The 24,980-nt window shown below is 65.7% G+C and carries 21 protein-coding genes and 3 pseudogenes; 16 read left to right on the top strand and 8 right to left on the bottom strand.

What is annotated here, in order from left to right:
* The first annotated feature begins 12 nt into the window (after positions 1-12).
* From LO762_RS14630 to LO762_RS14565, 15 genes and pseudogenes are all read left to right on the top strand, one after another.
* Positions 13-477, top strand: a complete 465-nt coding sequence (locus tag LO762_RS14630) for a hypothetical protein (protein WP_230615278.1) — start codon at positions 13-15, stop codon at positions 475-477.
* A 360-nt stretch (positions 478-837) separates the two neighbouring features.
* Entirely contained in the window at positions 838-1,143 is a 306-nt protein-coding gene (locus LO762_RS14625) for a hypothetical protein (protein ID WP_230615276.1), read from the top strand.
* Between the two features lie 81 nt (positions 1,144-1,224).
* Entirely contained in the window at positions 1,225-1,551 is a 327-nt protein-coding gene (locus tag LO762_RS14620) for a hypothetical protein (RefSeq protein ID WP_230615274.1), read from the top strand.
* A gap of 4 nt (positions 1,552-1,555) precedes the next feature.
* A complete protein-coding gene (locus LO762_RS14615; protein WP_230615272.1) occupies positions 1,556-2,584 on the top strand; it encodes a hypothetical protein in 1,029 nt (342 codons plus the stop codon).
* 177 nt (positions 2,585-2,761) lie between these two features.
* Positions 2,762-3,748 carry a PrgI family protein gene (locus tag LO762_RS14610; protein WP_230615270.1) on the top strand — a complete coding sequence of 329 codons (987 nt, stop codon included), beginning with the start codon at positions 2,762-2,764 and terminating at the stop codon, positions 3,746-3,748.
* Complete coding sequence (locus LO762_RS14605; RefSeq protein ID WP_230615268.1) at positions 3,745-5,349, top strand: VirB4 family type IV secretion system protein; 1,605 nt, start codon at positions 3,745-3,747, stop codon at positions 5,347-5,349. The genes LO762_RS14610 and LO762_RS14605 overlap by 4 nt, the downstream gene beginning before the upstream one ends.
* A gap of 112 nt (positions 5,350-5,461) precedes the next feature.
* Positions 5,462-7,411 (top strand): helicase HerA domain-containing protein, encoded by a 1,950-nt coding sequence (locus tag LO762_RS14600; RefSeq protein ID WP_230615266.1) that lies wholly within the window; start codon positions 5,462-5,464, stop codon positions 7,409-7,411.
* A 21-nt stretch (positions 7,412-7,432) separates the two neighbouring features.
* On the top strand, positions 7,433-8,125 hold the full coding sequence (locus tag LO762_RS14595) for a lanthionine synthetase C family protein (RefSeq protein ID WP_308103981.1): 693 nt from the start codon (positions 7,433-7,435) through the stop codon (positions 8,123-8,125).
* Between the two features lie 51 nt (positions 8,126-8,176).
* Positions 8,177-8,305 carry a hypothetical protein gene (locus LO762_RS32555; protein ID WP_255685930.1) on the top strand — a complete coding sequence of 43 codons (129 nt, stop codon included), beginning with the start codon at positions 8,177-8,179 and terminating at the stop codon, positions 8,303-8,305.
* Positions 8,278-9,125 (top strand): annotated as a pseudogene (locus LO762_RS14590) (thiopeptide-type bacteriocin biosynthesis protein). Before LO762_RS32555 ends, LO762_RS14590 begins: the two are co-directional and overlap by 28 nt.
* Before the next feature lie 387 nt (positions 9,126-9,512).
* Positions 9,513-10,208 (top strand): hypothetical protein, encoded by a 696-nt coding sequence (locus LO762_RS14585; protein ID WP_230615262.1) that lies wholly within the window; start codon positions 9,513-9,515, stop codon positions 10,206-10,208.
* 823 nt (positions 10,209-11,031) lie between these two features.
* A complete protein-coding gene (locus tag LO762_RS14580; RefSeq protein WP_230615260.1) occupies positions 11,032-11,691 on the top strand; it encodes a hypothetical protein in 660 nt (219 codons plus the stop codon).
* A 5-nt stretch (positions 11,692-11,696) separates the two neighbouring features.
* Complete coding sequence (locus tag LO762_RS14575; protein ID WP_230615258.1) at positions 11,697-13,022, top strand: hypothetical protein; 1,326 nt, start codon at positions 11,697-11,699, stop codon at positions 13,020-13,022.
* The gene (locus LO762_RS14570) at positions 13,023-14,906 is read left to right on the top strand and encodes a DEAD/DEAH box helicase (protein WP_230615256.1); all 1,884 of its coding nucleotides are present in this window, start codon (positions 13,023-13,025) and stop codon (positions 14,904-14,906) included. It abuts the gene before it with no gap.
* A gap of 136 nt (positions 14,907-15,042) precedes the next feature.
* Entirely contained in the window at positions 15,043-15,828 is a 786-nt protein-coding gene (locus tag LO762_RS14565; RefSeq protein ID WP_230615254.1) for a protein NO VEIN domain-containing protein, read from the top strand.
* On the opposite strand, the gene LO762_RS14560 is transcribed toward LO762_RS14565, so the two are convergent.
* Both LO762_RS14560 and LO762_RS14555 read right to left on the bottom strand, forming a co-directional pair.
* Positions 15,825-17,168 (bottom strand): DUF4928 family protein, encoded by a 1,344-nt coding sequence (locus tag LO762_RS14560; RefSeq protein WP_230615252.1) that lies wholly within the window; start codon positions 17,166-17,168, stop codon positions 15,825-15,827. The genes LO762_RS14565 and LO762_RS14560 overlap by 4 nt on opposite strands.
* A 16-nt stretch (positions 17,169-17,184) precedes the next feature.
* Positions 17,185-17,613: a very short patch repair endonuclease gene (locus LO762_RS14555; RefSeq protein ID WP_230615250.1), complete on the bottom strand. Its 429-nt coding sequence runs from the start codon at positions 17,611-17,613 to the stop codon at positions 17,185-17,187.
* A gap of 463 nt (positions 17,614-18,076) precedes the next feature.
* On the opposite strand from LO762_RS14555, the gene LO762_RS14550 reads away from it, so the two are divergent.
* Complete coding sequence (locus tag LO762_RS14550; protein WP_230615248.1) at positions 18,077-19,312, top strand: DNA cytosine methyltransferase; 1,236 nt, start codon at positions 18,077-18,079, stop codon at positions 19,310-19,312.
* 956 nt (positions 19,313-20,268) lie between these two features.
* Here the strand turns inward: LO762_RS14550 and cutA are convergent.
* From cutA to LO762_RS14525, 6 genes and pseudogenes are all read right to left on the bottom strand, one after another.
* A complete protein-coding gene (cutA, locus tag LO762_RS14545) occupies positions 20,269-20,607 on the bottom strand; it encodes a divalent-cation tolerance protein CutA (protein ID WP_230615246.1) in 339 nt (112 codons plus the stop codon).
* Between the two features lie 76 nt (positions 20,608-20,683).
* A pseudogene (locus LO762_RS14540) lies at positions 20,684-21,450 on the bottom strand (transposase family protein).
* 427 nt (positions 21,451-21,877) lie between these two features.
* Entirely contained in the window at positions 21,878-23,107 is a 1,230-nt protein-coding gene (locus LO762_RS14535) for a hypothetical protein (RefSeq protein WP_230615244.1), read from the bottom strand.
* 384 nt (positions 23,108-23,491) lie between these two features.
* Complete coding sequence (locus LO762_RS14530) at positions 23,492-24,151, bottom strand: hypothetical protein (RefSeq protein ID WP_374201558.1); 660 nt, start codon at positions 24,149-24,151, stop codon at positions 23,492-23,494.
* 15 nt (positions 24,152-24,166) lie between these two features.
* Positions 24,167-24,304, bottom strand: a pseudogene (locus LO762_RS33915) (hypothetical protein); the annotation flags it as partial.
* Entirely contained in the window at positions 24,259-24,786 is a 528-nt protein-coding gene (locus tag LO762_RS14525) for a hypothetical protein (protein WP_230615242.1), read from the bottom strand. The gene LO762_RS14525 and the pseudogene LO762_RS33915, both read right to left, overlap by 46 nt.
* Between the last annotated feature and the right edge of the window lie 194 nt (positions 24,787-24,980).

Below are 24,980 nucleotides of genomic sequence, written 5' to 3'. Positions count from 1 at the left end.
CCGGCTCGGCCTGTGGATCTCGCTGAGCTGGGCAGCCTGCTTCTGAAGGGCGGGTGCGCGGATGAGGTGAAGGACGCGGTGTGGCGGGAGATGGTGACTCGGGCGCGGACAGGGCGGCCGGAGTGGGTGATCGGGTGTGTGGGGCTGGCGTTGCCGGGGCTGAGGAACGTCGTGGCGAGGGCGTCGCACAAGTGCGCGCCGGGGCTGGCGGAGGACATCGTGTCCGAGGCGGTCGCGGAGTTCGTGGCGCAGCTTCAGCAGATCGATCTCGGGCGTCCGCACGTGGTGGCGCGGTTGCTGCTGTGGGCGCGGAAGGGTGCGCTGCGGGCGCGGGGACGGGAGACGCGGCACGTGATGCGGCGTGAGGCACTCGACGTCCTGGACGAGGTCGCCGCGAGCGGTGAAGGGGCGATCGGGCAGGAGCCGGTGCCGAGGCGGTTCGGGTCGGGGCGATCTCGGCGCGGGCGGCGGAGCTGATCAATGCGACGCGGCTGGAGCGGCAGTCGCTCCAGGACTTCGCGAAGGCTGCCGGGGTACCCGCGGATCGCCTGTACAAGCAGCGCAAGACGGCGGAGGCGCGGCTGGCTCGGGCGATCGAGGAAGGTCAAGTCCTGGTCAGCAAGGTCGGACTGCTTTCCGATTCGGGGTCGTGAGGCGGGTGCTTTACCTATGACGAGCACGATCACGGCTTGATGCAGCACCGGGGCGGTCACCCGTTCCCGTTGCAGCCGATCGTCACTTCGAGGGTTCCGAAGGAGGACACCCTTTCCGGCCCGCATCGGGTCGTGGTCGTGCTCGGTCCGTGAGGTTCCCGACGAGGAGACCAGGGATCGACAGATGTCTTTCGCACGCAATGAACAGCCCGAGGGCGGGCCGTCGCCGGCTCCGCGTGGGCGGCGGGTCGCGGCCACCGCCTGGTGGACGGTCGGTTGCCTCGGCGCCGCCCTGACGATCCCGGTGATCGCGGCTGAGGTGCCCGCGCTCGCTGCGGCGGCCTCGCTGGACCAGGTCATCACGAACATGAGGAACGTCGTCGTCGGCCTCCTGGTGGGGCTGGCGACCTTGTTCCTCACGATCGGCGGGTTCCGCCTTCTGATCGCGGGCGGGATGCCGGCGAGGTCGAGTCGGCGAAGCGGGCCTTGAGATACGCCGCGTCGGGCTATGGCGTCGCCGTCCTCGCGCCGCTGTTCGTGGGCCTCCTCCAAAGGATCGTGGGGTCCTGAGGTGCGGGCGTTCAAGCGGGCCCGGCTGACCCTCTGGGGCCTCCTGGCGGTGGCGCTGATCACGGGTGCCGTCCTCGCCCTGGGCGATGAGGGTATGGGGCCGACGCGCCCGGTCTCGGCTGTGGCCGCTGTGCCCGCGGTGCCGGGTCCAAGTCCGTCGCCCTCGGCCAGCACCGAGGCAACGCCTTCAGCGGAGCCCGCAGCGACCACGCCCAGCGACGAGGACGGAGAGGAGCCGGAAGAAGACTGTGGGTTCGCCGAGTTCGACTGTCACGCCAGTAGCGCGATCAATGGCTGGTTCACCGACCTCATCAAAGTCGGCCGCTGAACCGGTGGCCAAGGTGCTGGGTTCGACGCTCTCCGCGACGCCCGAGGTCGAATCCAGCCAGATGGCGACGGTCCGGGAGCTGTGGTCGACCTCGCAGGCGATCGCGGCCACGTGTTTCGTTCTGTTGGTCACGCTCGCCGGTGCGGCGCTGATGGCCGGGCAGGCGATGCCCGGCGGCATCACGCCTCGTGAGTTGGCGGCTGGGGTCGTGTGGGCCTTTATCAGCGCGAACATCAGCCTCTCCTTGATCGGCTACCTGGTCACCTTCGCTAACGGGTTGAGCCGGGCGTTCCTGACGGGGGCGAGCCAGGCGATCGATCCGGCGCGCGTGGCGCGCGTGATCGTGGACCGGATCTTGTTGTCCGTCGCGACCAGGGGCGTGTTCATCGCCCTCGTCGCGCTGGTCGCGGTGGTGCTCGCGGTGTGCGTGGGCTTCACCTACGTGATGCGCCTCGCCCTGACCATGTGCGTGATCGCGGTCGCGCCCATCACGCTGATGTTCCACGCCCTGCCCATGACGAGCGGGATCGCTCGCTTGTGGTGGCGGGCGCTCGCAGGGCTCCTGGCCGTCCAGGTCTGCCAGTCCTTCGTCCTCGCAACGGCCTTCCGCGTCCTGGTCGCCTCGGACGGCGACGACACCCACCCGCCATTCTTCCCCGACGACGACTCGGCCCTGCTCGAACTCCTCCTGATCATCTGCCTTCTTTTCATCCTGGTCCGCATCCCCGGGTTGGGTGGCGCGCCCCGTCTGGCAGGCCGCGCAACCGCCTCGGCTCCTCACCAGCATGATCAAGAGCTACGTGCTCTACCGCGGCATGGGCAAGCTCCTCAACCGCGGCTCCGCCGCCAGGACGCCGAAACCACCGAGTTCACCGGGGCCGAAGCCGCCGCCGAGAAACCCGATGCCGCCTGCCGGGCCGCGTCCGCAGCCGGACGACCCACGGCCGTCGGGAGGAACGCCGCCGCCCAGGCCGACGCCGCCGCCCGCTGCCGCACCACCGAGCCCGCCCTCTGGCCGGGTGCCGCGAGCTGACGGCACGGACGCCACCGCCCGCCGAGATCCGGCTCCGCGCAGGCCCCAGCCGACGAGGCGGCCGTCCGGGGTGCCGCCGACCGCGCCCCGCCGTCCGGCACCGAGGCGGCCTGGGGAGCGCCCCGCGCCGCGAGCTGTCCGACGACCGGCCCCGAACACCCGCCCGAGGAGAAACCGATGAGCACCGAAAGGGAACCGCTGACGGCCCGCATCCCGACCGACATCGAGATGCCGGACAAGATCCTGTTCGGCTTCACCGCCCGCCAAGCCGCGATCCTCGCCGTGACCGGCCTCGTGGGAACGTGGGTATACGTCCTGGCCGGGCGGGCGCTTCCGACTCCCGTTCTGGTCGCGGTGCTCGTACCGATCATCGCGCTCGGCTTCGCGCTGGCCGCCGGACGGCGTGACGGGATCAGCCTGGACAAGTTCGCCGCGCACGCCGCCGCGTTCCTCCGCCGCCCGAAGACCTTCGTCCCCGAAGGCGTGCAGGTGCACCGGGCCCCGGTCTGGTGCAGGCAGAAGGGGCCGCTTCCCGCGCCGTTCCGTCATCCCGTGCGGGCGTTGCGCGCCGACGGCGTGATGGAACTGGCCGACGGCGGAACAGCGGTCATCGTCCGCACGAGCACGGTGCCGTTCGGCCTCCGGACACCGGCCGAGCAGACCTCGCTAGTGTCCATGTTCGGCGGGTGGCTGAACAGCCTCGACGGCCCGGTCCAGATCCTCGTCAGAGCGCACCCGGTCGACCTAGCCTCGATCGCCGAGCAGATCACTCAGACCGCGCACCGGCTCGCCGACCCGGCCTTGGAGGAAGCGGCCCGCGCGCATGCCGAGTTCCTCGCCGACCTGAACAGCACCCAGGACCTCCTCACCCGAGAGGCGCTGCTCGTGCTGCGACACGAGGCCCAACCAGTGGTCAACGGGGTGATTCCCGGGGTGCGTAGGAAGCCCCGCCGGAGCGTGCGGCGGGAGACGAGCGCGGCGATCGTCCTGCGCCGCGCCGACGACGCGGCCCGCTCGCTGTCCGCGCTCGGACTCGTCGCCGAAGTCCTCGACGCGCCCGAGGTCCAGGACCTCATGACCCGCGCGCTGTGCCCCGGCCACGTCGAGCCGGTCGGCACAGCGCATCCCGAAGACGTCATCACGCTGCACGAGGAGACCGCATGAAACCGTCGTACGTCGCCGACGAGGCCGGGCCGCTGCCCCAGCCGTCGCTGCGGATCGGCGCCCAGATGCTGGAGTTCGGTGAGAGCGTGTGCGCCTCCTTCGCCATCGCCGGCTACCCGAGAGAAGTCGGCGCGGCCTGGCTGGAACCGCTCACCGGCTACCCGGGTCGCCTCGACGTCGCCCTCCACATCGAGCCCATCCCGCCCCTGATCGCCGCGCAGCGCCTCAAGCGGCAGCTCGCCCGGCTGGAAAGCGTGAACGCCAGCGCCCGCACGGCCGACTTCGCGAGCGAGGCCGCCACCGAGGACACCGCGGACCTGGCCGCGTCGCTCGCCCGAGGACACGGCCGTCTCTTCCGGGTCGGGCTCTACCTCACCGTTCACGCCGCGGATGCCGAGGCGCTGGAAGCCGAGACCCACCACGTGCGCGCGTTGGCCGCGTCACTCCTGCTGGACGCGCAGCCCGTGACGTTCCGCGCCCTTCAAGGTTGGACGACCACGCTTCCCCTGGCTGACGACGCCGTGAAAGCTCAGCGCACCTTCGACACCAGCGCGCTCTCGGCCGGGTTCCCGTTCGCCTCGCCGGACCTACGGCCCAAGCTCGCGGACACGCCCGTTCTGCTGGGCCTCAACGCCTACTCCTCGGGTGTCGTGCTCTGGGACAGGTTCGCCCACCACAACTACAACTCCGTGACGCTCGCACGGTCGGGCGCGGGCAAGTCATACCTGACCAAGCTGGAGATCCTGCGGCTGCTCTACCACCGCGTCGAGATCGCGGTCGTGGACCCTGAGGGCGAGTACCGCCGCCTGGCCGAAGCCGTCGGCGGAACACGTATCGCGCTCGGGGCGCCCGGTGTGTGCTTCAACCCGTTCGACCTGCCCGAAGGCCAGGGAGACGACACCTTCGACCGAAGGGCCCTGTTCATCCAGACCCTGGTCGCGGCCATGCTCGGTGAGCCGCTCAACCCAGCGGCCAAGGCCGCGCTCGACAAGGCCGTCATGGCCACCTACGCCGCCCACGGGATCACCAGCGACCGCCGCACCTGGAAGAAGGAGGCACCGCTCCTCCGTGATCTCGCGACGATGGAGGTCGCCGCCGACGACGAGTCCAAGAACCTCGCCGCACGGCTTACCCCCTACACATCCGGCTCCTACCGGGGGCTGTTCGCGGGGCCGACGACCACCAGGCCCCAAGGCCACCTCATCGTCTTCTCCCTGCGAGACCTGGCTGAGGAGACCCGCCCGGTCGCGATGCTCCTCGCCCTGGACGCGATCTGGCGCAGAGTCGCCGACTCCTCCGAGCGGCGCCGGCGGCTGGTCGTCGTCGACGAGGCGTGGACGCTCATGCGCGAGGCCGAAGGCGCGAAGTTCCTCGCCCGGCTGGCCAAGTCCGCCCGCAAGTACTGGACCGGGCTCCCGTGGTCACCCAGGACGCCGCCGACCTGCTCAGCTCCGACCTCGGCCGCGCCGTCATCGCCAACGCCGCCACCCAGATCCTCCTTCGCCAGGCGCCGCACGCGATCGAAGCGATCGGCCAAGCCTTCGGCCTCACCGAGGGAGAACGCTCCTACCTGCTCTCGGCCCGTCAGGGCGATGGGCTAGTTTGCGGAGGGTCCAGAGAACGCGCCGCGTTCTCCTCGGTGGCCTCCGCTTACGAACACGCCCTCGCCACCACCAACCCCGCCGAGCTCTTCGAGGGCGAGGCCGACCCGCTATGAGCTTCCTCATCCCCGGGCCCGTCGACGTCCTCGCCTTCGCCTCGGCGAACGGGCCCCTCATCACCGCCGCGTCCGCTTCATGGCTGACCGCGGTCCTCGGAGGCCGGTTCGTCCTCAGCCGGTGGAGAGCGGTCCGCTTCGCAGAGGGCGCGCGGTTGGTCGAGATCTCCGTTCCACCCCACGTCGAGACCGACAGCGCCGCGGCTTGGTGGTCACATCTCATCGGGCTCACCTCGCCCTGGTGGAAGCGAGCCTCCCTCGGGCAGCCACCGATCGGCTGGGAGCACGTCGCCGACTCCTCCGGCGTCCGCATCCAGGTCCGGGTGCCCGGCACCGTGCCACCGGGCCTGGTCGAGAAGACGATCCGGTGGGCGTGGCCGGGCGCGTCGGTCACCACCAGCCCCGTCGAACCGCTCGTCAGGACCTCCATCGCCAGCCGGTCGGGAGGGATGCGGCTCGCCCGTGAAGACCACTTCCCGCTCCGCGCCGACTTCCGCAGCGATCCCTTGCGGGCGCTCCTCGGCACGGTCGCTGGGCTGCGTCCAGGTGAGCAGATCACCGTCCAGGTGCTCGCGCGCCCGGTCACGGGCCGTCGGCTGCGCAAAGCCAACCGAGCCGCCGCCGCGCTGCGGACCAGCCTCACCCAGACCTTGCGCGGCCACCTCTTCAACCTGTTCACGCCCCGTCCCACGAACACGAGCCCAGGAGACCTAGCCCGGCAGTTCCCGGAACGCGCCGACGAGGTCCGGGCGATCCTCGCCAAGGCGGCATCGCCTCGCTACGAGGTCCAGATCGGATTCGCCGTGAGCATTGAGCGGGGCGACGAGGCGGCCGCCCGAGGGCGGCTCCGGGGGAGAGCGCACGAGGTCGCGTCGACGTTCGCGCTGTTCTCCTCGGGCCACCAGTACCTACGCCGGATGCGACGCTTTCGGCAGCGGACCCGCCTCAACCAGCGGCGTCTTGACCGGGGCTTCCTGCTGTCGGTGCCCGAACTCGCGGTGCTTGCTCACCTGCCCTACGACGCGGCCGTTCCCGGCGTCTCCCGCGCTGGTGCCCGCTCGGTCGCCCCTTCTCCCGCCGTGCCGACCGGAGGCGCGCTGGACACCCGGGTACTCGGCGACGCCGAGACCGGCCACCGGTGCCCGGTCACAGTCGGCGTCGCAGGCGCCCGCCAGCATCTGCACGTCCTCGGGCAGACCGGCGTCGGCAAGAGCACCTTCCTGGCCAATCTGATCCTCGCCGACGCCCGCGCCGGACGTGCGCTCGTCATCGACCCCAAAGGCGACCTGATCAACGACGTCCTCGATCGGGCCCCGGAGCGGGTCATGGACAGAACGGTGATCCTCGATCCTGGCGAGGCCGGGCCGCCTCCGTGCCTCAACGTGCTCGCCGACCCCGACACCGCCTTCGCGGTCGACTCCGTCGTGACGATCTTCCGCCGCTGCTTCTCCTCCTCGTGGGGCCCGCGGCTGGACGACCTCATGCGCTCGGCCTGCCTCACCCTCGTCCAGGCCCACGGCGACGCCGCGACCCTCGCGGATATCCCCAAGCTGTTGACGGACACGCCTTACCGGGCGCGCGTCGTGGGGCGAGTCCGTGACGAGCTACTGAGCGGGTTCTGGTCCGCCTACGACGACCTGACCCCGTCGTCCCGGGCCGCAGTGATCGGCCCGGCCATGAACAAGCTCCGCGCAGTCCTGCTCCGCCCTTCGTCCGCGACGCCCTGTCCGGGGGGACCTCGACGTTCGACGTCGCGCGCCTCCTGGACTCGGGCGGCCTGGTCCTGGCCCGCTTGCCCAAAGGAGTCCTCGGAGAGGACGCCGCGCGTCTGCTCGGCTCGCTCCTACTCGCCCACACCTGGCAGTCGGTCCTGCCGCGCGCCCGGATACCGGAAGACCAGCGAAGAGACCGTGCCGCCTACATCGACGAGGCCCACAACTTCCTGAACCTGCCCGGGACCATCTCCGATCTGCTCGCTGAGGCCCGCGCCTACCCGCTCGCGCCTCGCCGACGCCGATTCCCGCATCAAGGCCAGCGCCCAACCGGAGATGAAAGAGTTCGACCTCATCCGAGGTCTGACCAGCCTCGGGATCTACCACCTGCGCCACCACCCCGAGCACCCGATCACTCGAGACATCCTCACCTACCTCGTTCGACTCACAGAGCCACTGCTCGGTCCGGCGAAGCTTCCCCCGCGGTGGACAGAGGTATCTCCGAACGGCGACCCCGCCCCCGAGTTCCCCGGCGGGCACGGCAACCTCGGCGTCGCCCACGGCATCGGCGCAGTCGTCGCCCTTCTCTCCATCGCCGAACTAGAAGGCCATCTCATACCGGGAAGCCCAGAGACGATCCAACAGCTCTGCTCATGGACCGGTCGCTGGCGCCAGGACGACGCCTCCCTGACCTGGTGGCCCGGATTCATCGACCTGGCCCAGCACGAGCGGGGAACCGTCGACCCGTCCTCGCGCCCCCGCCCGTCCTGGTGCTACGGCATCAGCGGAATGGCCCTCCACGATCTCGCCCGCCAGCGCGACGCCGAGGACGCTCTCCTGCGGACGCTCCGAGAGCCAGGTCAACTCCTGCGCCTCCCCGGCACCGGGCTGTGCCACGGGATGGCCGGGCTCCTGCACGTCTCATGGAGGGTCGCCTCCGACGCCTAAAGCCCTGATCTCGCCCACGAACTGGGCACGCTCACCGACCAGCTGATCGAGATGAGCACGGACGTCTCAGGCGATCCGGAGTTCCTCGACGGAGCCGCCGGAGTCGCGCTCGCCCTCCACACCATCGGCACCGCACAAGCCCCCCTCTCAGCATGGGACTCCGTGCTGCTGCTCGCCTGAACCCCCGGAGACCGCCAATGCCCGAAGATCACTCCTGGCGCCAACTCAACATCGCTTTTCCAGACTGGACAGCGGCCGAAGCAACCGCCGCCACCTACCTAGCTCCGCTACTCGACCGCGCAGAGTCCCACGGACAGATCTCGCACTGGTTCTTTATCCGCAAGCGGCCCGCCTGGCGCCTCCGCTACCTGCCGCACTCTGACAGCCCGCCCGACTCGCTACCCGCACAACTCGACGAACTCAAAGACCACGGCCTCGTCACCGGCACGACCGCGGTCGTCTACGACCCCGAGGTCCACGCCTTCGGGGGCGACGCTGGGATGACCTCTTCCACCTCGACAGCAAGCACGCCCTGTCCTCCTTCGCCAGGCCGGCCGACCAAGACCACCGAAGAGAGCTCGCCGTCCTGATCGGCACCGGGCTCCTGCGCGGCGCGACCCTCGGCTGGTACGAACAGGGCGACGTATGGGCTGCCCGAGTAGTCGACCACCGCCCGCAGCCCGACCCGAGCCCACGGAGCGGAGTCCCCGCGCTGGAGCAGTCACTACGGCGCCTTCTGAGCGTCGACATCACCCCCGTGACCGAGGAATCCGCCTTCCTGACACTCGCCGCGAGCTGGGCAGAAGACCTCTCCAACGCCGGACGTCGCTTCGCCGACCTCGCGGCAGACGGCCATCTGCGCCGCGGCCTCCGAGACGTCCTCACCCACCACATCGTCTTCTCCTGGAACCGCCTCGGCCTCCCGTACCGAACCCAGGCCGTACTCGCCGGCACCGCCAAGCTCGCCATCTTCGGCCCCGACCCTACGGCGGCACCATGATCGACCAAGACCTCGCACTCACCTGGTTCCCCCTCGTCCAACGCCCCCGCCCACCCGGCCTCCCGCTCGCCACCCGCATCAAGGAACTCACCAACCTCGCGACCCGCGGACGCTACTCCGCCGCCCATCAGGCCGAAGTACTCAACAAGGCCGCACTCATCGCCTCCGACGTCGGCATGCCCGACCTGGCGCGATCCTTGTGCTGGCGCCACTACGCCGTCTTCGTCCGCGTAGGCACTCTCACCAGCAAGGCCCTCGAACTCGCTATCCAGCCTGAACATCGCCCGGCAAATGATCCGATAGGGCCGCCCCGAGCAAGCGCACGCCGCCCTCGAAGCCCTCCACGCCGCCGCCCTCTGCCGCGAATCCGCCCTGTTCGACGATCACATGGTCGACTTCGGAAGACTCATCCGCACCGCAGCAGACCACAAGACCGTATGCACCGCCACCTGGGCCGCCCTCCTCGCCGACGGCACCCGCGCCCTCATCACCGCTGGCCGTTGGAAAGAAGCCGAACGACTCACGACTACCCACCGCGGGATCGGCTCCCGCCTCCTGGACGGCCGCCAAGTCTCGATCATCGCCCGCCTCAAGGACGGACAACCTGATCACGCCCTCCAGATCCTCGACCAGTCAACCCCGGCCGAGCATTGGGAGCTCGCAGTCAGCACCGTCCTGAGGCAGATCTGCAGCGCAGCCATCGGCACCATGCCGACGCAGCCGCAACCGGATCTGAAACTGGTGCACGAGCTGGTCGCTAACTCCAGTCCACCGACAAGGTTGTTCGCTGCCCGAGTCGGCCTAACCGCCCTCAGCACCATGTGCGGCGCTTCCTCCATTGAGGCCCGAGCCCTCATCCATGAGATCCTCCGCAGCTCGGCCGAGGACAGTTACGCAGCGAAAGACGCGCTCGCGCACCCTGTAGCCCGTTCTGGGATGGCCATTACCACGCAGGACCATCTGACCCGCACGGTCGAAGCCTCGTCCCTCGGCGGCGAGAACCTCGACGTTGAACTAATGGATTCGCTGCATCTCGCCGTAGCACAGGCCGAAACCCGACTGCGTAGTCTCCTCGGAGATTAGAACGCGATCATCGATCGCATCGAGCCTGTGAAAACGGGGGAAGCTCATCCTGTCCTTAATCCAGGAGCGAGGCGGAGGTCGCTGTCTCCTGCTGCGGTCGTTGCCCGCCTCATCAGAGAACGCCCCTGACGTCTCGGTGATCCTGGTCACCTGTGACTGTATGAGTCCGTGCATCTGGTTCTCGCTTACACGCTCAGCCAGCCCCAACAAGATCCGCAGCGATACGTTGGAACCCTGTTCCTCGGTACGCGTCACGGACGTTCACGATGGTCCTGTCCCATGCCCCGGCGTCGGAAGTCACGGGGGTGCTTGAAGGTCACCCCGACGGCGTGGGTTCCTCAGGACGGTCGACCGCATCCGCGTTGGTACAGGCGGAGCAGGGGGCGTGACGGCCTCTGCCGACGACGGCAACCCGGTCGAGGGTCCCGCGGCCCTGATGGTCGTGGAGATCGGCTGAGCCGTAAGCGATCGCCGCGGGCAGATGAAGATCACAGATGGGCGCGATCTCGCTAGTTGTCAGACGCGGTCGGTATCGTGGTGGCGGTCAAGCTGTGAGCTGAGAGCGACCAGCCGGACTCGAGCGACTCCTTGATCGTTAACGAGCGCTGTCCAGGCATGTCGGATGGAGGCAGGGGTATTCATGGGCACCGAGGAGTCTTTGCCATGCCGGCACGCTGGGGCACCTCCGAAGGACGTCGTAGATTCCGTTGTCCGGCTTATGCGAGAGCTGAGTGGCGAGGATTCTCTCCTAGCCCGGTACGGGCTGACGACCGGGGAATTCGCAGCGGCGCTGCCTTCGGCTATCGAGAACCTACGAGGTAGCATGAGCGCCAGCGTTGCGGATCGGAAGCTTTTCCTCGCCAACACCTTCAAGGGCATGCGCGCCGCGGGCGTAATCGACGGTCTCGAGCAGCCCAAGTACGGCGACGACACGATTTACCGCTTGACTATCAATGGCTTCGGGGACGTGGCGGTGATCCAGAAAGGCTGTCCCGACGGCAAGCACAGCAGCGTCCAGTGGCGAGCCCCTGAATGGGCTCGAGAAACGTACCTGTGGTGGCTCTGCGACAGCATGCGGTATTCGCCAGGCGGGCACGTCGCAAAGGGCATTAATCGACTTCGTCAACGGTTTTTTGGGGACTACCCGGACACCCTCGACGGAGTGATCTTCCATAACCATCTCTGCGGGAGCGGCCAGCGGGTCTGCCCGAAGATCGAGCACGCCGTGACATTCGATGATGTGACGACGCCGCCTCCCTGCGTCTTCGTGATGCCTGACCGCGCCGATGGCGTGACCGACTGGAACTGGGACGGCAGCCAACAGCGCTTCTTCCCGCGAGTCCTCCTCGGTGCGTTCGGGATCTCTCCTGAACAGGCCCCCCTCTATACAGGCCATGTCGGGTTTCAGCTGCGTGCGGGAACTCTCCGCACTACGATCACTTCACGCTTCGGTCCCGGCCGCACAACCACCTCCAGGAGCTGACCTCTTTGTTCCCAACGCATGATCCCGATCGCGTCGCCCTGCTTGAGGGGAAGCAGAAGAGAGTCTGGGTACCGCTGACGGCTTGGCCTCGCACGGAGAAGGAACTCCCACAGGTCGAGGTCGACATCAACTGGGTTCGCTTCTCGACGGAGAATCACCGAACCCGCGCGGAACAGATGCGCGCGGTTCACGAGAGCGGCCAGCCCGATCTCTTCAAGCTTGACCCCCTCGGTCCTGAAGCACAGGAAGCCCAGTACCAAATCCTGAGCCGGCAGGAGGGTTTCGACGCGCTCAAAGCCGACCTCCTGGCCCGGGGCCAGCAGGAATCGGCAATCTTGACGGCTGAAGGCGTGCTCATCAACGGCAACCGGCGTTCCGCCGCGCTTCGTTCCCTATATCGGGATGGGCATTTGAAATTCCAGTACGTGACGTGCTGGATTCTGCCCAAGGATGCGACGCTGGACGAGCTGCTCTACCTCGAGGCGGAACTGCAGGTAGCGCGCGACTTCAAGCAGGATTACTCGTGGGTTAACGAGGCTCTGCTGATCGAGGATCTGTACAACCGTGAAGGCAAAAATTGGGACCGGGTCGCGAAGCGGATGCACCGCAAGGTCGCCGAGGTCAGGGATCTCTTCGAGAAGCTGCAGCAGGTTCACCAGCTTGTCGCATTGTCGCAGGGGGCTCGGCTCCACGTCGATTTCACCGAGAACGAGTCGGCCTTCGATGAGCTGGCTAAGCATATTAAGAACAAGCCCATCAAGGAGGCGGACTCGGTCAAGGCGGCGTACTTCTTGGGCATCTTGTCCGGTGCCGAGTATCGGAACCTGCGGCATCTGCGGCGGCCAGACGCCGCCGACCTCGTACGGCGAGAGTTGGAAGACGATCCCGCGCTCAAGCCCCTCCTAGACGCGGCCGAGGCTTCAGCCGCTGGGCAGGGGCAGGGGCAGGGGCAGGGGCGGGGCGATGAACTCGACGACCTTCTGGGAGAGCCCGATCCGCAGTCGTCGCTCCATTCCATGCTCGGGTTCGTGGCGACGAAAAAGCCGGAGGCGAGCTTCACCCTGGAGTCCGGGGACAAGGTCGTGGCCAAGGATGCCCTCGCTAGCTTGAAGAGCGCGGTCACCGCAGCTGCCGAAGAGGCCGCCGAGGAACAGAAGGACCAGGGTGCTGTGCTCGCCCCCCTTGTCCGAGCGGACAAGGCGATCGCAGAACTGGGTCGGGTCCTTTCCACCCTCCCCAGAGCCAGGGCGTTCAAGGAGTGGACCGAAGAGGACCTGCTTGACAAGATCAGCGAGATGGAGAAGCTGATCAAAAGGATCAGGGGGAACTAGTTGATCTTTGCTGAGCTCTACCGACGAGGCCGTCCGATCGTCATGCTGGAACAGCGTGAGGGCGTCAACACTGGTGCCTGGGCGCGGCTCCAGGAGGCGTTGAGCCGCGGAGTGGTCGGAGGATCGCTTCAAAGGCTGGACGTGCGCGCTGACGTCTTTTTGGCGGAGCTCGGCGCGGTTAGAGAGGTGAGGTCGCTCTTCGGGCAGGCGTTTGAGTTCGGGCCCACGTTGAAGGAGCAGCTTCGCTCGCTCGCACAGGATCGAAAGGCTCGCGATCTGGCGATCTCCTCGCCGCCTGGCCTTTCGACTGAAGGCCTGGAGAAAGAGCTGCTGGAGGCCGGCTTCAAGAGGACGCTCAAACCGTTTCAGCTGGAGAACCTCGCCACTATCCTGAGGCTTCCACATGGTGCGGATTTCTCGGTTCCTGGTGCTGGAAAGACCACAGTGGCCCTCGCTAATTTCGCTCTGAACCGTTCCAGGGGCAGGGTCGACCAGCTTCTGGTGGTGGCTCCGATCGCGGCATTCCAGGCATGGAAGGAAGACTCGGCGGTATGCCTGGCACCAATTCCTTCGGTCGCGGTGCACACCGGTCCAAGAGCCTTCATTCCGGAGGAGACCGACATCCTCCTGACCAATTACAACCGCGTCGCCTCCGACTACGACCGGATTCGAGAGTTTGTGTCGCTCCGGACGACCCAGGTAGTCCTCGACGAGGCACACCGGATCAAGAAGGGCGAGCAAGGTGTGCACGGAAGGGCAGTGCTAGACCTCGCCTACGCGGCCAGCCGTCGGGACGTGCTCACAGGAACACCGGCACCACAGGGGGCCTACGACCTCGTCGCTCCGGTGCGCTTTCTCTATCCCGGCCAGGACCAGCAGATCCTCCCTGCGAGCGCCTATCTAGAGCGAGACGGCAGAGATCCGGACGTCCTTCAGGCGACAAGTGCGGCGATCTCCCGCTACTTCGTGCGCACGCCCAAGTCCCGCTTGGAATTGCCGCCGACGGACTTCACCGTGGTCACGGAGCCGCTGGGTCCGATCCAGCAGTCGATCTATGACGCGCTGCTCGGCAAGTACAGAGGTGAGTTCGCGCTCGACAAGGATGAACGCCGCCGATTCGATCGGCTTGGGCGGATCATGATGTACCTGCTGGAGGCGGCGACGAATCCGATGCTACTGGTGTCCGGCTCCGACGAATACGATCAGCAAGGTTTCGTCCACCCGCCCCTTGAGTTGCGAGGCGACGAGCCCATCGCTCAACTGCTTCAGCAGTACCGCGAGCACGAGACCCCTTGGAAGTATCAGCGCGTCGCCGAGATCGTGCGCGAGGCCGCTTCCAGAAACGAGAAGGTGCTCGTCTGGTCGACGTTCGTGCGCAACCTGAAGATCTTGGCCCATCACCTTGAGGAGTTTCGGCCTGCGATCGTTCATGGCGGCGTCCCTCCGGAGGACGGGGCCCCCTCAGGAGTGATCACGAGGGAGGCCGAACTTGACCGGTTCCGTAACGACCCTGAATGCAGCGTTCTGCTCGCGAACCCCGCTGCCTGTGGTGAAGGCGTCAGCCTTCACCACTGGTGTCACCACGCTGTCTACCTCGACCGCACCTTCAACGCGGGCCACTACCTGCAGAGCCAAGATCGAATCCATCGTCTGGGCCTGAATGAAGGAACCATCACCAACTTCACGCTCCTGATCAGCCGGGGTACGATCGACGAGGCCGTCGAGGGGAGGTTGCGAGAGAAGATTGTCGCGTTGTCCCAGTTGATGGACGACCCGGGACTCGTGCAGGTCGCGTTGCCTGAGCCTGACACCGACGGATCCGACTCGGCGGTCGGTAGCGACGACGTCTCAGCGATGGTCTCGCTGCTGACTGCCGACGGGTGAGTGAATGATGCTGCCCCGACACGGCCCGGCGTACTGCACGCTTCTACTCGCCCGCGTGGCCGTCCTCGCGCCCCGCTATAGCATCGCCCAGTGGACGAACGCAGCCAGAGCCCACGGCTCCAGCCTCGCGTCCTCGATGGACCTGGACTTCATCGCAGGGCATCTGATCTCCGGTGGGCTTGCCCAGTTTTCGTCAGGCAGGATTGTGCTCGGTCCACAATTGACTGGACTGATCGATCTCGGTGCGGCGGCGACGCTGCGTGACGCGGCTCGAATATTGCTTGCGGCTGACCCACCGGTCTGGCTCTCTCTTGCCGTGTCCATGGCGGGAGTCACGCGCGAGTACATTCCCGCCGAAGATCTCGCCGCATTGAGATGGCTAGAGCCGGAGCTCGATCAAATTCTCCTCAACGTGCGAATCGGGCTCGACTCTTCGCGGCAGGACGAGCTGCGCAAGCGGATCGGCAATGCGGCGGAGTTTCTTGTGCTCGCAGCGCTGAGATATGTGGGCTTGAAGCCGATTCACGCAGCACAGGTGTCCGATGCTTTCGGCTATGACATCGAAGTGAGAGCGCCGAAGATAGATCGCATTGAAGTCAAAGCCGCGGGTCCGAAGACCCGCGGTTGCTTCCATTTGAGCCGTAATGAGTTCGAGAAGAGCCAGAAGCACGCCACCGAATGGCGGTTGATCCAAGTCGTCTTCACCAGCGCAGCCTTTGTCGCCGAAGAGATCGACATCTCACACGTGCAGGAGATGATTCAGGTCTCATCCAAGACGCTTAGGTGCCTCGTCCCACCGGACACGCGGGCGTTCTCCTGGCAGGAGTCGGCCTTGATCACGTCGCCGGATTCTGCGTGGGGACCTTCCGGCCTCAGACTGGACCCGGACTTCAAGACACCGGGCATCAAGAGCGTCGGTTAGGAGATCGACCAACGCGCCTTCGCTAGCAGCTCATCGAAGGTGACTATTTCCGGATGGGTGATGTGATTCCGGTACAGCTCAAATGATCTCCATCGCTCCGTGTGGACGCCCCCCGCCGCTCCGGTCAGCTGCTCGGTCGTGCCGATGACGAGGAACGATCGAGGCCTGATCAGATAGGCGTCCTGCAGAGGATCGCTGCTGCCGTCCTCTGCCTGGCCGTCGAGCTTCTCTCCGATCTGGCGAACGGCCTGGTACACAGTCATCTGCGACTGGGCGACCCCACCACTGAGTTCTTTCGAGGGAGCGAAGCACCCAGGCCTGTACGGCCCGTTTAGCTGAAGCTCGGTGCGATGTGTCTTGATCTCCGCGAAGACCAGGGACCGGATCCGGCCGCTCGTGCGCATCAGGGCGTCTGCCCGCTTGCCGGCACCGGCGACGGATTGCCCGGCCACCACCTGTTCGAGTCGGCCCTCGTCCCAGGACGTGAGTAGCTGTCCGGTCAGAGAAATACCCAGAATCCAGGGGTTGTCCTCGAAGTACTTCTGCCAGACGCTCTCCGCGCCGTGCGGGGCCTCCCTCTTTTCGAGGTCGAAGAAGGCATCGTCGTAGAGCAGCTTCTCAAACCGCTCCACCTGCTGCCTGCGGTGAGCGACCGCGATGACGTCCTTGCCAGTCGCATCATTGGTGATCAGCTCGCGCAACTGATCCGGATTCTCTCTGTAGAAAGTGCTCAGCAGAGTCGGGTTACGCGACAGCTCATCCATCATTGGATCAAAACCGACGCTACTGCTCTCGGGCCTGCTGCCTTGGGCTGGGACCTCTTGGAACAGCGTTGTCGACGCAGCCTCCATGTTAGTGCCTGAGGGGTCAGCCGACTGCAGGCTGTAGAAGTCCATGGAGGTCTTCTCGACGAACCACTGCTGTAGGAGCGAGGCGACGATCTTCCGATCCTTGGGTGACAACTGACCGAGGTCGGCTTCGGCACCCGAGTTGTTGAGGACATCCGCGAGTTCTTTTGCGTGCTTCCGCGTCGCCCGCGAAGTCCGGCCACCCTCTTTGAGGAAGGGGCGAGTTTCGCCGTGTTGGCCGAGAATCCTCATGGCCCTTGGATAGCCCGCCCCTTTGACCTGGGTCTCGGTGAGGAATTGCTCTTCTTTGAGGGGAAAATACTCAGCGAGGAAATCGGTCATATACAGGCCGGCCGCCAGGACGTTTCCGTTGACCCCGCCTTCTCCTCGGGGGTCGCGCTTGGACTCGTACCAGGACTCGACGCTCACGGTCATGGAGTCAACCACCATGTGAACGTGGTCCTCCACTTCGAAGGAGACCTTCTCGACCAAGAACAACCTCCTGCTGCTAGCGAGGGCAGACATCCTCTGCCAGGCTATCGGCGGGTGGCGACAATCCTCCCGCTTTGCGGGCGAGGATGGCACCTTGGATGATGCGGGCGGCTTCATCTGGTTGCTCATGTTCCCAGAACCGGAGGGGCAGCCAGCCGGCTTCGCGAAGCAATCGGTCGGTCTCGGCGTCTCGATCAGAGTTTCTTAGGACCTTCTCTCCCCAGTAGGAGGAGTTGGCTTTCGCCAGCCTGTGGTGCTCTGGACAGCCGTGCCAGAAGCAACCGTCCATGAACACTGCGACCTTGGTCGGCCTGAAGACCATGTCGGCCGTGCGGCGGAGATCCGGAAGTGGCCTGGCTCCCACTCTGTAGCGCAAGCCGAGAGCGTGGACGGCTCTACGTAGTGCCAGCTCAGGCTTAGTGTCCCTGCTCTTGTTGGCCTGCATGGACCTACGAGAACTCGGAGACGTCGCCCAGGACTCGACCATGTGCTGATGCTAACCGCCATCCTGCGAACGGCACCATCAATCGGGCAAGGGGCTGACTTCGGATCATCCAAGATCGCCGACTGATGGTCTTGAGCGGGATGGTGCCGATGCCGACGACCTCGGCTTCGGTGGCAGTTGGTAGTCCTTCGATCACTCAGGCGCATCTATGACGTTACTCACAAAAGACCTGTCTGGGGGTCGGGTGGGTCTATTCGGACGGAGGGCCCCGCGCGAGGCGGGCCCCCGTAAGGCAAACAGGCCTCGACGTGTTCGTGTTGGATGGAAGACTAGAGGTGGCGGAAGCATAGACGCCCGGAGATAGTTGTAGAACAGTTGAGCGATAGCCGTGATCGGCGAACCTTCGGCCCGACACGGGTTGAGGGAGTTTGGACCTTTGGGAAGGTGTTCTATGGTCGCTAGCGTGACTCTTGCGCCCGAACGAGCCTCTGGAACTCTAGGAGAGGCCGCTGCAGCCGCCGTGGCGATCGAGGAGGCGGCTGCCGGGGAACGGGCGGACGCCCCCGCTGTCGCCGAGTTTTTCGCTGGCATCGGTCTGGTGCGGATGGGCTTGGAACGCGTGGGGTTCAAGGTCGCCTGGGCCAACGACATCGAGGAAGACAAGGCCCAGATGTACCGAGGCCACTTCCGGGACGAAAAAGATCACTATGTTGTGAAGGACATCAAAGAGGTCAACGCCGACCACTTGCCTAACGACCTCTCGCTGGCATGGGCGTCTTTCCCCTGCATCGACGTATCCCTGGCAGGGAATCGAGAAGGCTTGAGAGGCGAGCATACCGGGACGTTCTGGCACTTCTATCGGATCCTTCAGCAAATGGAGGAGAAGCAGCGGCCGCCGGTTGTCGTATTGGAGAACGTTACCGGCCTAGCGACCAGCCGCGAAGGCAAGGACATGGTCGAGACCGTCAAAGCGCTCAATCGGCTGGGCTATTCGGCAGATGTTCTCTTCATTGACGCGCGGCACTTCGTAGCTCAATCCCGACCGAGGCTATTTGTCGTCGGCGCCAAGCAGCCACCGCCAAACACCGAGGTGGAGGACACCGTGCTACGTCCGCCGAGGCTCAGCTCGATCTTCGCCGACAAGAAGCTGAGGACACACCGCGCCCCACTACCGAAACTCGACCCCGTCAAGACGGAGGGCCTGGCCGACTGCGTGGAGCCTCTGGCTCCAGACGACCCACAGTGGTGGGATGAGAAGAGAACTGCGGCGTTCCTCGGCTCCCTGTCGGCGGGACAGAAGGCGCGGCTTGACGACCTGCGGAAATCCTCGGTGATCTCCTATCGAACCGCCTACCGGCGGACTCGAGAGCTAGTGAAGGGAGAGCCTAGGGTCTCGATGTGGGAGATCCGCGCCGACGAGATCGCCGGATGCTTGCGCACTGCCGGAGGCGGATCATCCAAGCAGGCCCTCGTGGAAGCCAGCAGCAACGGAGTCAGAGTCCGATGGATGACTGCGCGTGAATACGGCAATCTGATGGGAGCTCGCGACTACCGCTTGAACGATTTGCGTAAGAACCAGGCACTGACCGGCTTCGGTGACGCCGTCTGCGTTGATGCGATCGCCTGGCTCGCCGAGCACTACCTCATGCGCTTGCTTGACCCCAATGATCCCTGGGTTGTGGACAGACCGCGGGATTGACGGCGCGAGCCTGTATTCAGACCCGAACTCGACGGTCGGTGTGAGACGCCCTGAGCTCCCCCTGTTGGGCGGAAGGCTGCGGTGTGGTGCCCGTCAGGTTGAGCTTCCCCCATCGGTCGGGACGCTCGTTGTTTTTGAGAGCTTGCCCCGGTAGGCGTCTACGACAGGCGCTGTCCAAGACGGACTGCGATCGTTCCTCTGCCACGGTCGCTAGCCGGGGCGATCGATTGCTAGTTGCCCGCGTAGGTTCATTTGGTGGCGGTTCGCTGCCTGGCCCGGTGCAGCCATCTGGCTGGTATCCGGTTGGGGGTACCAGGTAAATGGCTGCAGCCCTGGGGTTTTCTCCGGGGTTGTTTGTGTTTGGCCTGGTCTCTGTGGCGTTGTGGGTGGCGCGTCGGATGGCAGTGGTGGTTTCGGAGGTCATGGTGAGGGTGATCTCGGCTCGGTCGGTGGTGTGGTCGTAGACGACATCGGCGACTCGGACCCGGGCACTCGCGCCTGGCTTCTCGCGCGGCTCGCCGAAGAGACCGCTCTTCTCCCCGCTACGAGTATCTCGTTGGACGCGATCCGTGAAGCACAGGACGTGTACGCCGAGGCTGACATCGGGGCCCGCCCGTGGACCTGCTTCCTCGAGCCGGGACGGTTCGCCTCGATGCGGCTCGCCGTGCATTCGCGTCTGCGCCGTGCGGACGACGCCCTCTCGGCGATGGACGAGATAGGTCTCCATCTCAGTTCCGATACCGAGGTGAAGAAACTGTGCGTCGTCCAGGCGGAGATGGCGCTCGCTCAGTACCGGATGGGCGACGTCACCGAGGCCGTCGGCTCGGCGCGGTCCGCGTTCGCCGCGACGGTGGAGCTGAACGCTCCGCTCGGGTGGCAGCGGCTGGACAATGTCGTGACGGAGTTGGTGCCCGCGCGTGCGCACGTCGCGCGAGAGTTCCGGGCGGAGTACGTCTCTACCCGTCCGGCGACGCCGCCGCCGTCTCTTCTGTGGTCCAGTTCAGGTAATCGGCCAGGCCCCCTTCGATGGGGACGGCGACGATCTCCGGAGTATCGTAGGAGTGCATCGCCCGGACCACCTCGACGAGGTCGTCCAGCCGTTCCCTCGTCGTCTTCATCAGGATGAGGAACTCTTCGTTCCGATGGATCTCGCCCTGCCACCAGTACGTGGAGGAGATCGGACCGCTGATCTGTGCGCCTGCCGCCATCCACCTTTCCACGACAGCGTCTACGATGCTCTGCGCTTCCGCGCGGCTGCTCGCCGTCACATGAACTTCAAGATGCCGACTCACCATCCAGGGCGTACGTGCTTTCGAACCACCTCCTCTCGCCTCCTCTGGCGGACCCGTTCACCGGAACATTGAGCCTTTTTCATCGTGATTCGCGGTTGGCGAGGACGGTGATGGCTTTGACGAGGTGGCTGGTTTTGGAGGGGCCGCATCGGAGTCTGTGGAGCAGTTTCCATGACTTGAGCTGGGCGTTCGCTCGTTCGCCGGGTGCGCGAAGGCGGGCGTGGGAGCGGTTGGCCTGCTTTTGGAGGCGGGTTTGCCTCGGCCTTTGTAGGGGGTGATCACCACGCGGGTCTCGGCGCCCTGGTATCCCTTGTCGGCCAGGACCGGGATTCCGGTCTTGTGGAGTTCGCGAAGGATGCCCCGGATCCGGGCGGCCGTGAGGTCGTGTGTCCGGCCGGGCAGTGCGCCCGAGGTCCAGAGGATCTCCCCGTCCGGGCCTGCGATGACCTGGATGTTCATGCCGTGGTGGCGGTGCTTGGATGAGTAGTACGGGCGGTCTGCGGCGACGCGGTCGGTGCTGATGAGTGTCCCGTCCAGGACGAGCGGGTGCAGCCCGTCGCGGACGGCGCGGCGCAGCGCCTGCGTCAGTTTCGGCGAGCGGGACGACAGCAGCGCGACGACCTCCTCGACATACCGCCAGGCCGTCGAGGTCGACACCTCGAAGCCGGCCCCCAGCTGCGCGAACGTTTCGCCCTTGCGCAGGTGGACCAGCACCAGGAGCGCTTGCCGACCTGGATTCAGCAGACGCCAGGCCGAACCGATCGCCTTGCGATGTCGGCGGATCAGCCCTGCGACGTAGTTCAGCGTTGAACGCGACAAATCGACGGCAGCACGATAGAACAGCACCGAAGCTCCTGGTCGAGACGGGTGTTGGTTGTGGTGATCAACCCATCTACCAGGGGCTTCTTAACGTCCGGGACTGAACGGGGAACCCACGACCATGCTGTGATCAGCCCACCCGCACCCAGGATGAAAAAGGCTCAATGATTTTTCCCTAGGCCAACGGGACGACTCTCAGTCGCCCATTGGTGACCCCATGCACGGGCCAGTTGTAAGGGCGGCCTTGTTTTTGGGATCAAAGACTCTTGCGTGCTCAGTCGCGAACAGGGTGGTACGACGACAGAGCGAGGCTCGGTGAGTGGTTGTGACCGTCAGGTCGCTTGCTGTCTTCGGTAAGAGGCTTCGAAGTCGCTCGGGCTCACCATTTCCGAAAGGCCAGTGCCATCCTCCGCTCGGCCGAAGAGCGGAGGAAAGGACTCGGCGAAGATCGAAGTTAGTGATGGCCCGATGGCCCGTATGGGCTCCAGCCTTTCAGGAACGGCCGGAGCGCATCTGGCTTGGCCTCTGGGGCTTCGGGGAGCGCCAGGTGGCCGTTGAGTGGGTTGAGCTTCGCGGTGTACTGCCTTGCCCAGGCGAGCCAGAGATGCGCTTCTTCGGCCTCGACCGGGTCTTGGAGAAGGCCGGCCGCAGCTTCCATCGCGTTGATGTACTCGTTGAGGCGATGGACCTCGAACCAGCGGTTCGCCTGGGCTCGAAGGATCTCGGCCCGGTGGTGTTCGGCCAAGTCGAGCTTGGCTTGGGCCATCGCGGCTTCCCAGCGTTCCCGCTTCTGTTGCTCTTGACGCTCTCGCTGGCGCTTGCGGTGCTCGGCTTCAGCCGCTTGGGTCTCTACCTCCCGGAGCACCTCAGGGAGCTTGTCATCCAGCGTCCAGGACTTGCGGTCGGCCCAGTTCGCCTTGCGGTAGTCGGGAGCATAGTTTTCGTTGACATCGATTCTGAGACGCCCTGAGGGCTTGCTTGAGGAAAAGCCTTCCTCGTAGATGCGGACCTGCTGAGGGTGCCCGTTCACTGTGATGATCAAGCTGCGGTTCCTCCGCCGGGTGCGTGAATCCACGTAGCCGGAGACGTCTCCTCTCATGGACACCGCGTAGCCTCGCCGTTCCGCTTCGGTCGCGACGGCATGAACGATCCTCGTTGCACGAGGCAAGAGGCCTTTGGCGAGATCCGGACGATGAAGGTTCCGGAATGTGATCGCCACAGTGTGATATTTACTGACCCGCGAAGGGACCGGGACGGGCCGGAGCGTCACATCGGCACCTGGGATGATCTCCTTGTCCGACATCCAGATGCTCATGCCCGGCCAGGTGACCACCCTGGTGACGAGCTGTTTTCCCGCCGGAAGCATTTGGCCCCGGTTTGCGCTCTCCACCAGCCGTGAGTAGTGCCAGTCCTCCGCGCCTGGTCTGACTCTCTGCACCATCAGAGCGCCGCCGGCTTCAACGACAGCAGCCACGAGCTCCCTGGCCGTCCGGTAGATCTTGACCGGTTCGACGGCGGGAGCAAGCGGAGCTGCTGCTGAGGACGCTTGCGGCCGCTTGTCCGTCGAAGGCATCTGATCGTCTCCAGTATTGCCGGTCGGCCTTGCCTTGGACGTCACATCCGGCGGGTAGTCCCCTACCGCCAGGTAATGCTCGCCTGCGGCGGTGAGCGATGCGCTCCACACTCCGCCACGCTTGGAGATCTTTACGAGGTTCCGGGACTGGAGGGCGACAGCACTCGTCTTATAAGTGAAGCCCACCATGACGTCAGCCGGACAGCCCTGGCCAATCCACCGTAGGACCTCAAGCTGCTTACTGTTCAAGAGCGCACGACGGTTCCTCACGCCACCAGTCCACCACTTCCGCTTGCGCAGCGTCAGGCATCGGGTCCCCTCCCGCGATTGACGCGCTCGCTCGGACGCTCGGTGGTGCGCTGGCCGCTCCACCGCTCACCTCGGCCTTGCTCCTGACGGTGTACGCGCAGCCGTGTGCGGGCCTCCCCCCTAGGTCGCTGGATCTTTGTTGGGCGTTGGGCCCGGGGGCGTCCGGCTCGGCGGTCTTGGGTGTCTTCAGGGGGATTGGAGGCCGCGGGCGATGAGCCAGTCGATGAGTGCGTTGGTGTCGGCGTTGATCGTCGTGAAGTGTGCCTTCAGTGGTAGTTCGTCGTTGTTCACCTCGTCGGTGCCGTAGATCTTGTAGACGATGTCGTTGCCGGTGCGGCCGCTGAGTTTCTCGATGAGCGCCTTGGTGCCGGGCAGGTCGAGCGGAGGCTGGTATCTGACCCGCTCGTCGGCGAGGGCCTGGCTGATCCGGACAGGGACGGAGATGTCCAGGTCGGGGTTCATCTTGGCCAGTTGCCGGTCGAACTCCCGCTGGTCGTCGTTGGGGTGGTCGGGGTAGCCGACGATGAGGGACTGCCTGCGGAACTGCTCGTTGCCTCTGAGCCCGCCGAAGGCGGTGCTCTCGCTGAGTTCACTCCGGGATTTCTCCCACACCTGCGGCCAGAGTTCATACGCCTGGTCCGACAACACTTGCCGGGGATCGATGACCTTTATGGCCTCGCCTGTGGCCGCGTCCGCGATGGAGCCGCCGATCGCGCCGGCCAGGAACAGCGGGGTGAACGCATATCCCTCGTCTTTGATGACGTTCAGCGGGTTCGCGCCAGCCCTGACGACTTCCAGCTGATGGTTGGCCGGGGCGATGGCGGCGACACCGACGAGTCCGTCCACTCTGTCCGGAGCGTCGGCGGCGGCGAACAGCGCTGCCTGGCCGCCCTGGGAGTGCCCGACGAGGGCGAACCGGTCGGAGATCTCGTCCCCGAACAGTCTGCGGGCGGTCAGGACGATGTCCAGGGCGCCCCGTGCCTGCGACTGGCCGAGCAGGTAGGGGTGCAGTTTCTCTGCTTCTCTGCGGTGCCCGTGCCCAGCGCCTCGTAGTCGGTCATGGCCACGGCCCAGCCGCGGTCCAGGAAGCGGGTGAGCAGGGCTTTGGGGTACTCATTCATGGGGGAGGCGCCAGTGTCGCCACGATCCCGCGACGGCGCGACCCGGTTGGCGACGCCGACGGTGCCGTGACACCAGCTGACCAGCGGGTATCCGCCGTCCGGGACCGGATGCTCGGTGCTGTCGGGCAGCACGATGATGCCGGACGTGGCGACCGGAGAGGGGCTGTCGCCCGCGGTCTGGGACCGGTAGAGGACCAGCCAGCCCTCGCCGCCCGCCGGTGCCGAGAAGGTGTTCTCCAACGGACGCAGATGGACGGGATCCCTGTAGGTGCCGGCTGACAGAGGGTCGGGCGCGGTGTAAAAGGCGTCACCGTCAGGCGTCCGTTCTACTAGGCCGTCGATCAGGGCCGTGTCTCTCATGGATCCCCCTTTCATACGTACTGCCAGTTGTCTAGGGGGAGGAAGCCCAGGAACGTCGGGCGCGCTGGTGCCGAAGTGCTCGGGCGATCTGGTCCGCGTCTGTCACACCGGGAAAATTACCACAAACAATTTACACATTGCGGACAGTAAGAAAATCCTGGCCTCGCAGCCACGGGACAACCCCGAACCGCATA

Origin of the sequence: Actinocorallia sp. API 0066, from assembly GCF_020991275.1 — a bacterium.
Lineage (GTDB): Bacteria > Actinomycetota > Actinomycetes > Streptosporangiales > Streptosporangiaceae > Actinocorallia.
This window is presented reverse-complemented; position numbering and strand designations above follow the sequence as displayed.

Coding starts and splice junctions, on each gene's coding strand:
- LO762_RS14625 (WP_230615276.1), top strand. CDS start 838: ATGTCTTTCGCACGCAATGAACAGCCCGAGGGCGGGCCGTCGCCGGCT.
- LO762_RS14610 (WP_230615270.1), top strand. CDS start 2,762: ATGAGCACCGAAAGGGAACCGCTGACGGCCCGCATCCCGACCGACATC.
- LO762_RS14605 (WP_230615268.1), top strand. CDS start 3,745: ATGAAACCGTCGTACGTCGCCGACGAGGCCGGGCCGCTGCCCCAGCCG.
- LO762_RS14600 (WP_230615266.1), top strand. CDS start 5,462: ATGAGCTTCCTCATCCCCGGGCCCGTCGACGTCCTCGCCTTCGCCTCG.
- LO762_RS32555 (WP_255685930.1), top strand. CDS start 8,177: ATGAGCACGGACGTCTCAGGCGATCCGGAGTTCCTCGACGGAGCCGCC.
- LO762_RS14585 (WP_230615262.1), top strand. CDS start 9,513: ATGGTCGACTTCGGAAGACTCATCCGCACCGCAGCAGACCACAAGACC.
- LO762_RS14580 (WP_230615260.1), top strand. CDS start 11,032: ATGAGCGCCAGCGTTGCGGATCGGAAGCTTTTCCTCGCCAACACCTTC.
- LO762_RS14565 (WP_230615254.1), top strand. CDS start 15,043: ATGGACCTGGACTTCATCGCAGGGCATCTGATCTCCGGTGGGCTTGCC.
- LO762_RS14555 (WP_230615250.1), bottom strand. CDS start 17,613: ATGCAGGCCAACAAGAGCAGGGACACTAAGCCTGAGCTGGCACTACGT.
- cutA (WP_230615246.1), bottom strand. CDS start 20,607: ATGGTGAGTCGGCATCTTGAAGTTCATGTGACGGCGAGCAGCCGCGCG.
- LO762_RS14525 (WP_230615242.1), bottom strand. CDS start 24,786: ATGAGAGACACGGCCCTGATCGACGGCCTAGTAGAACGGACGCCTGAC.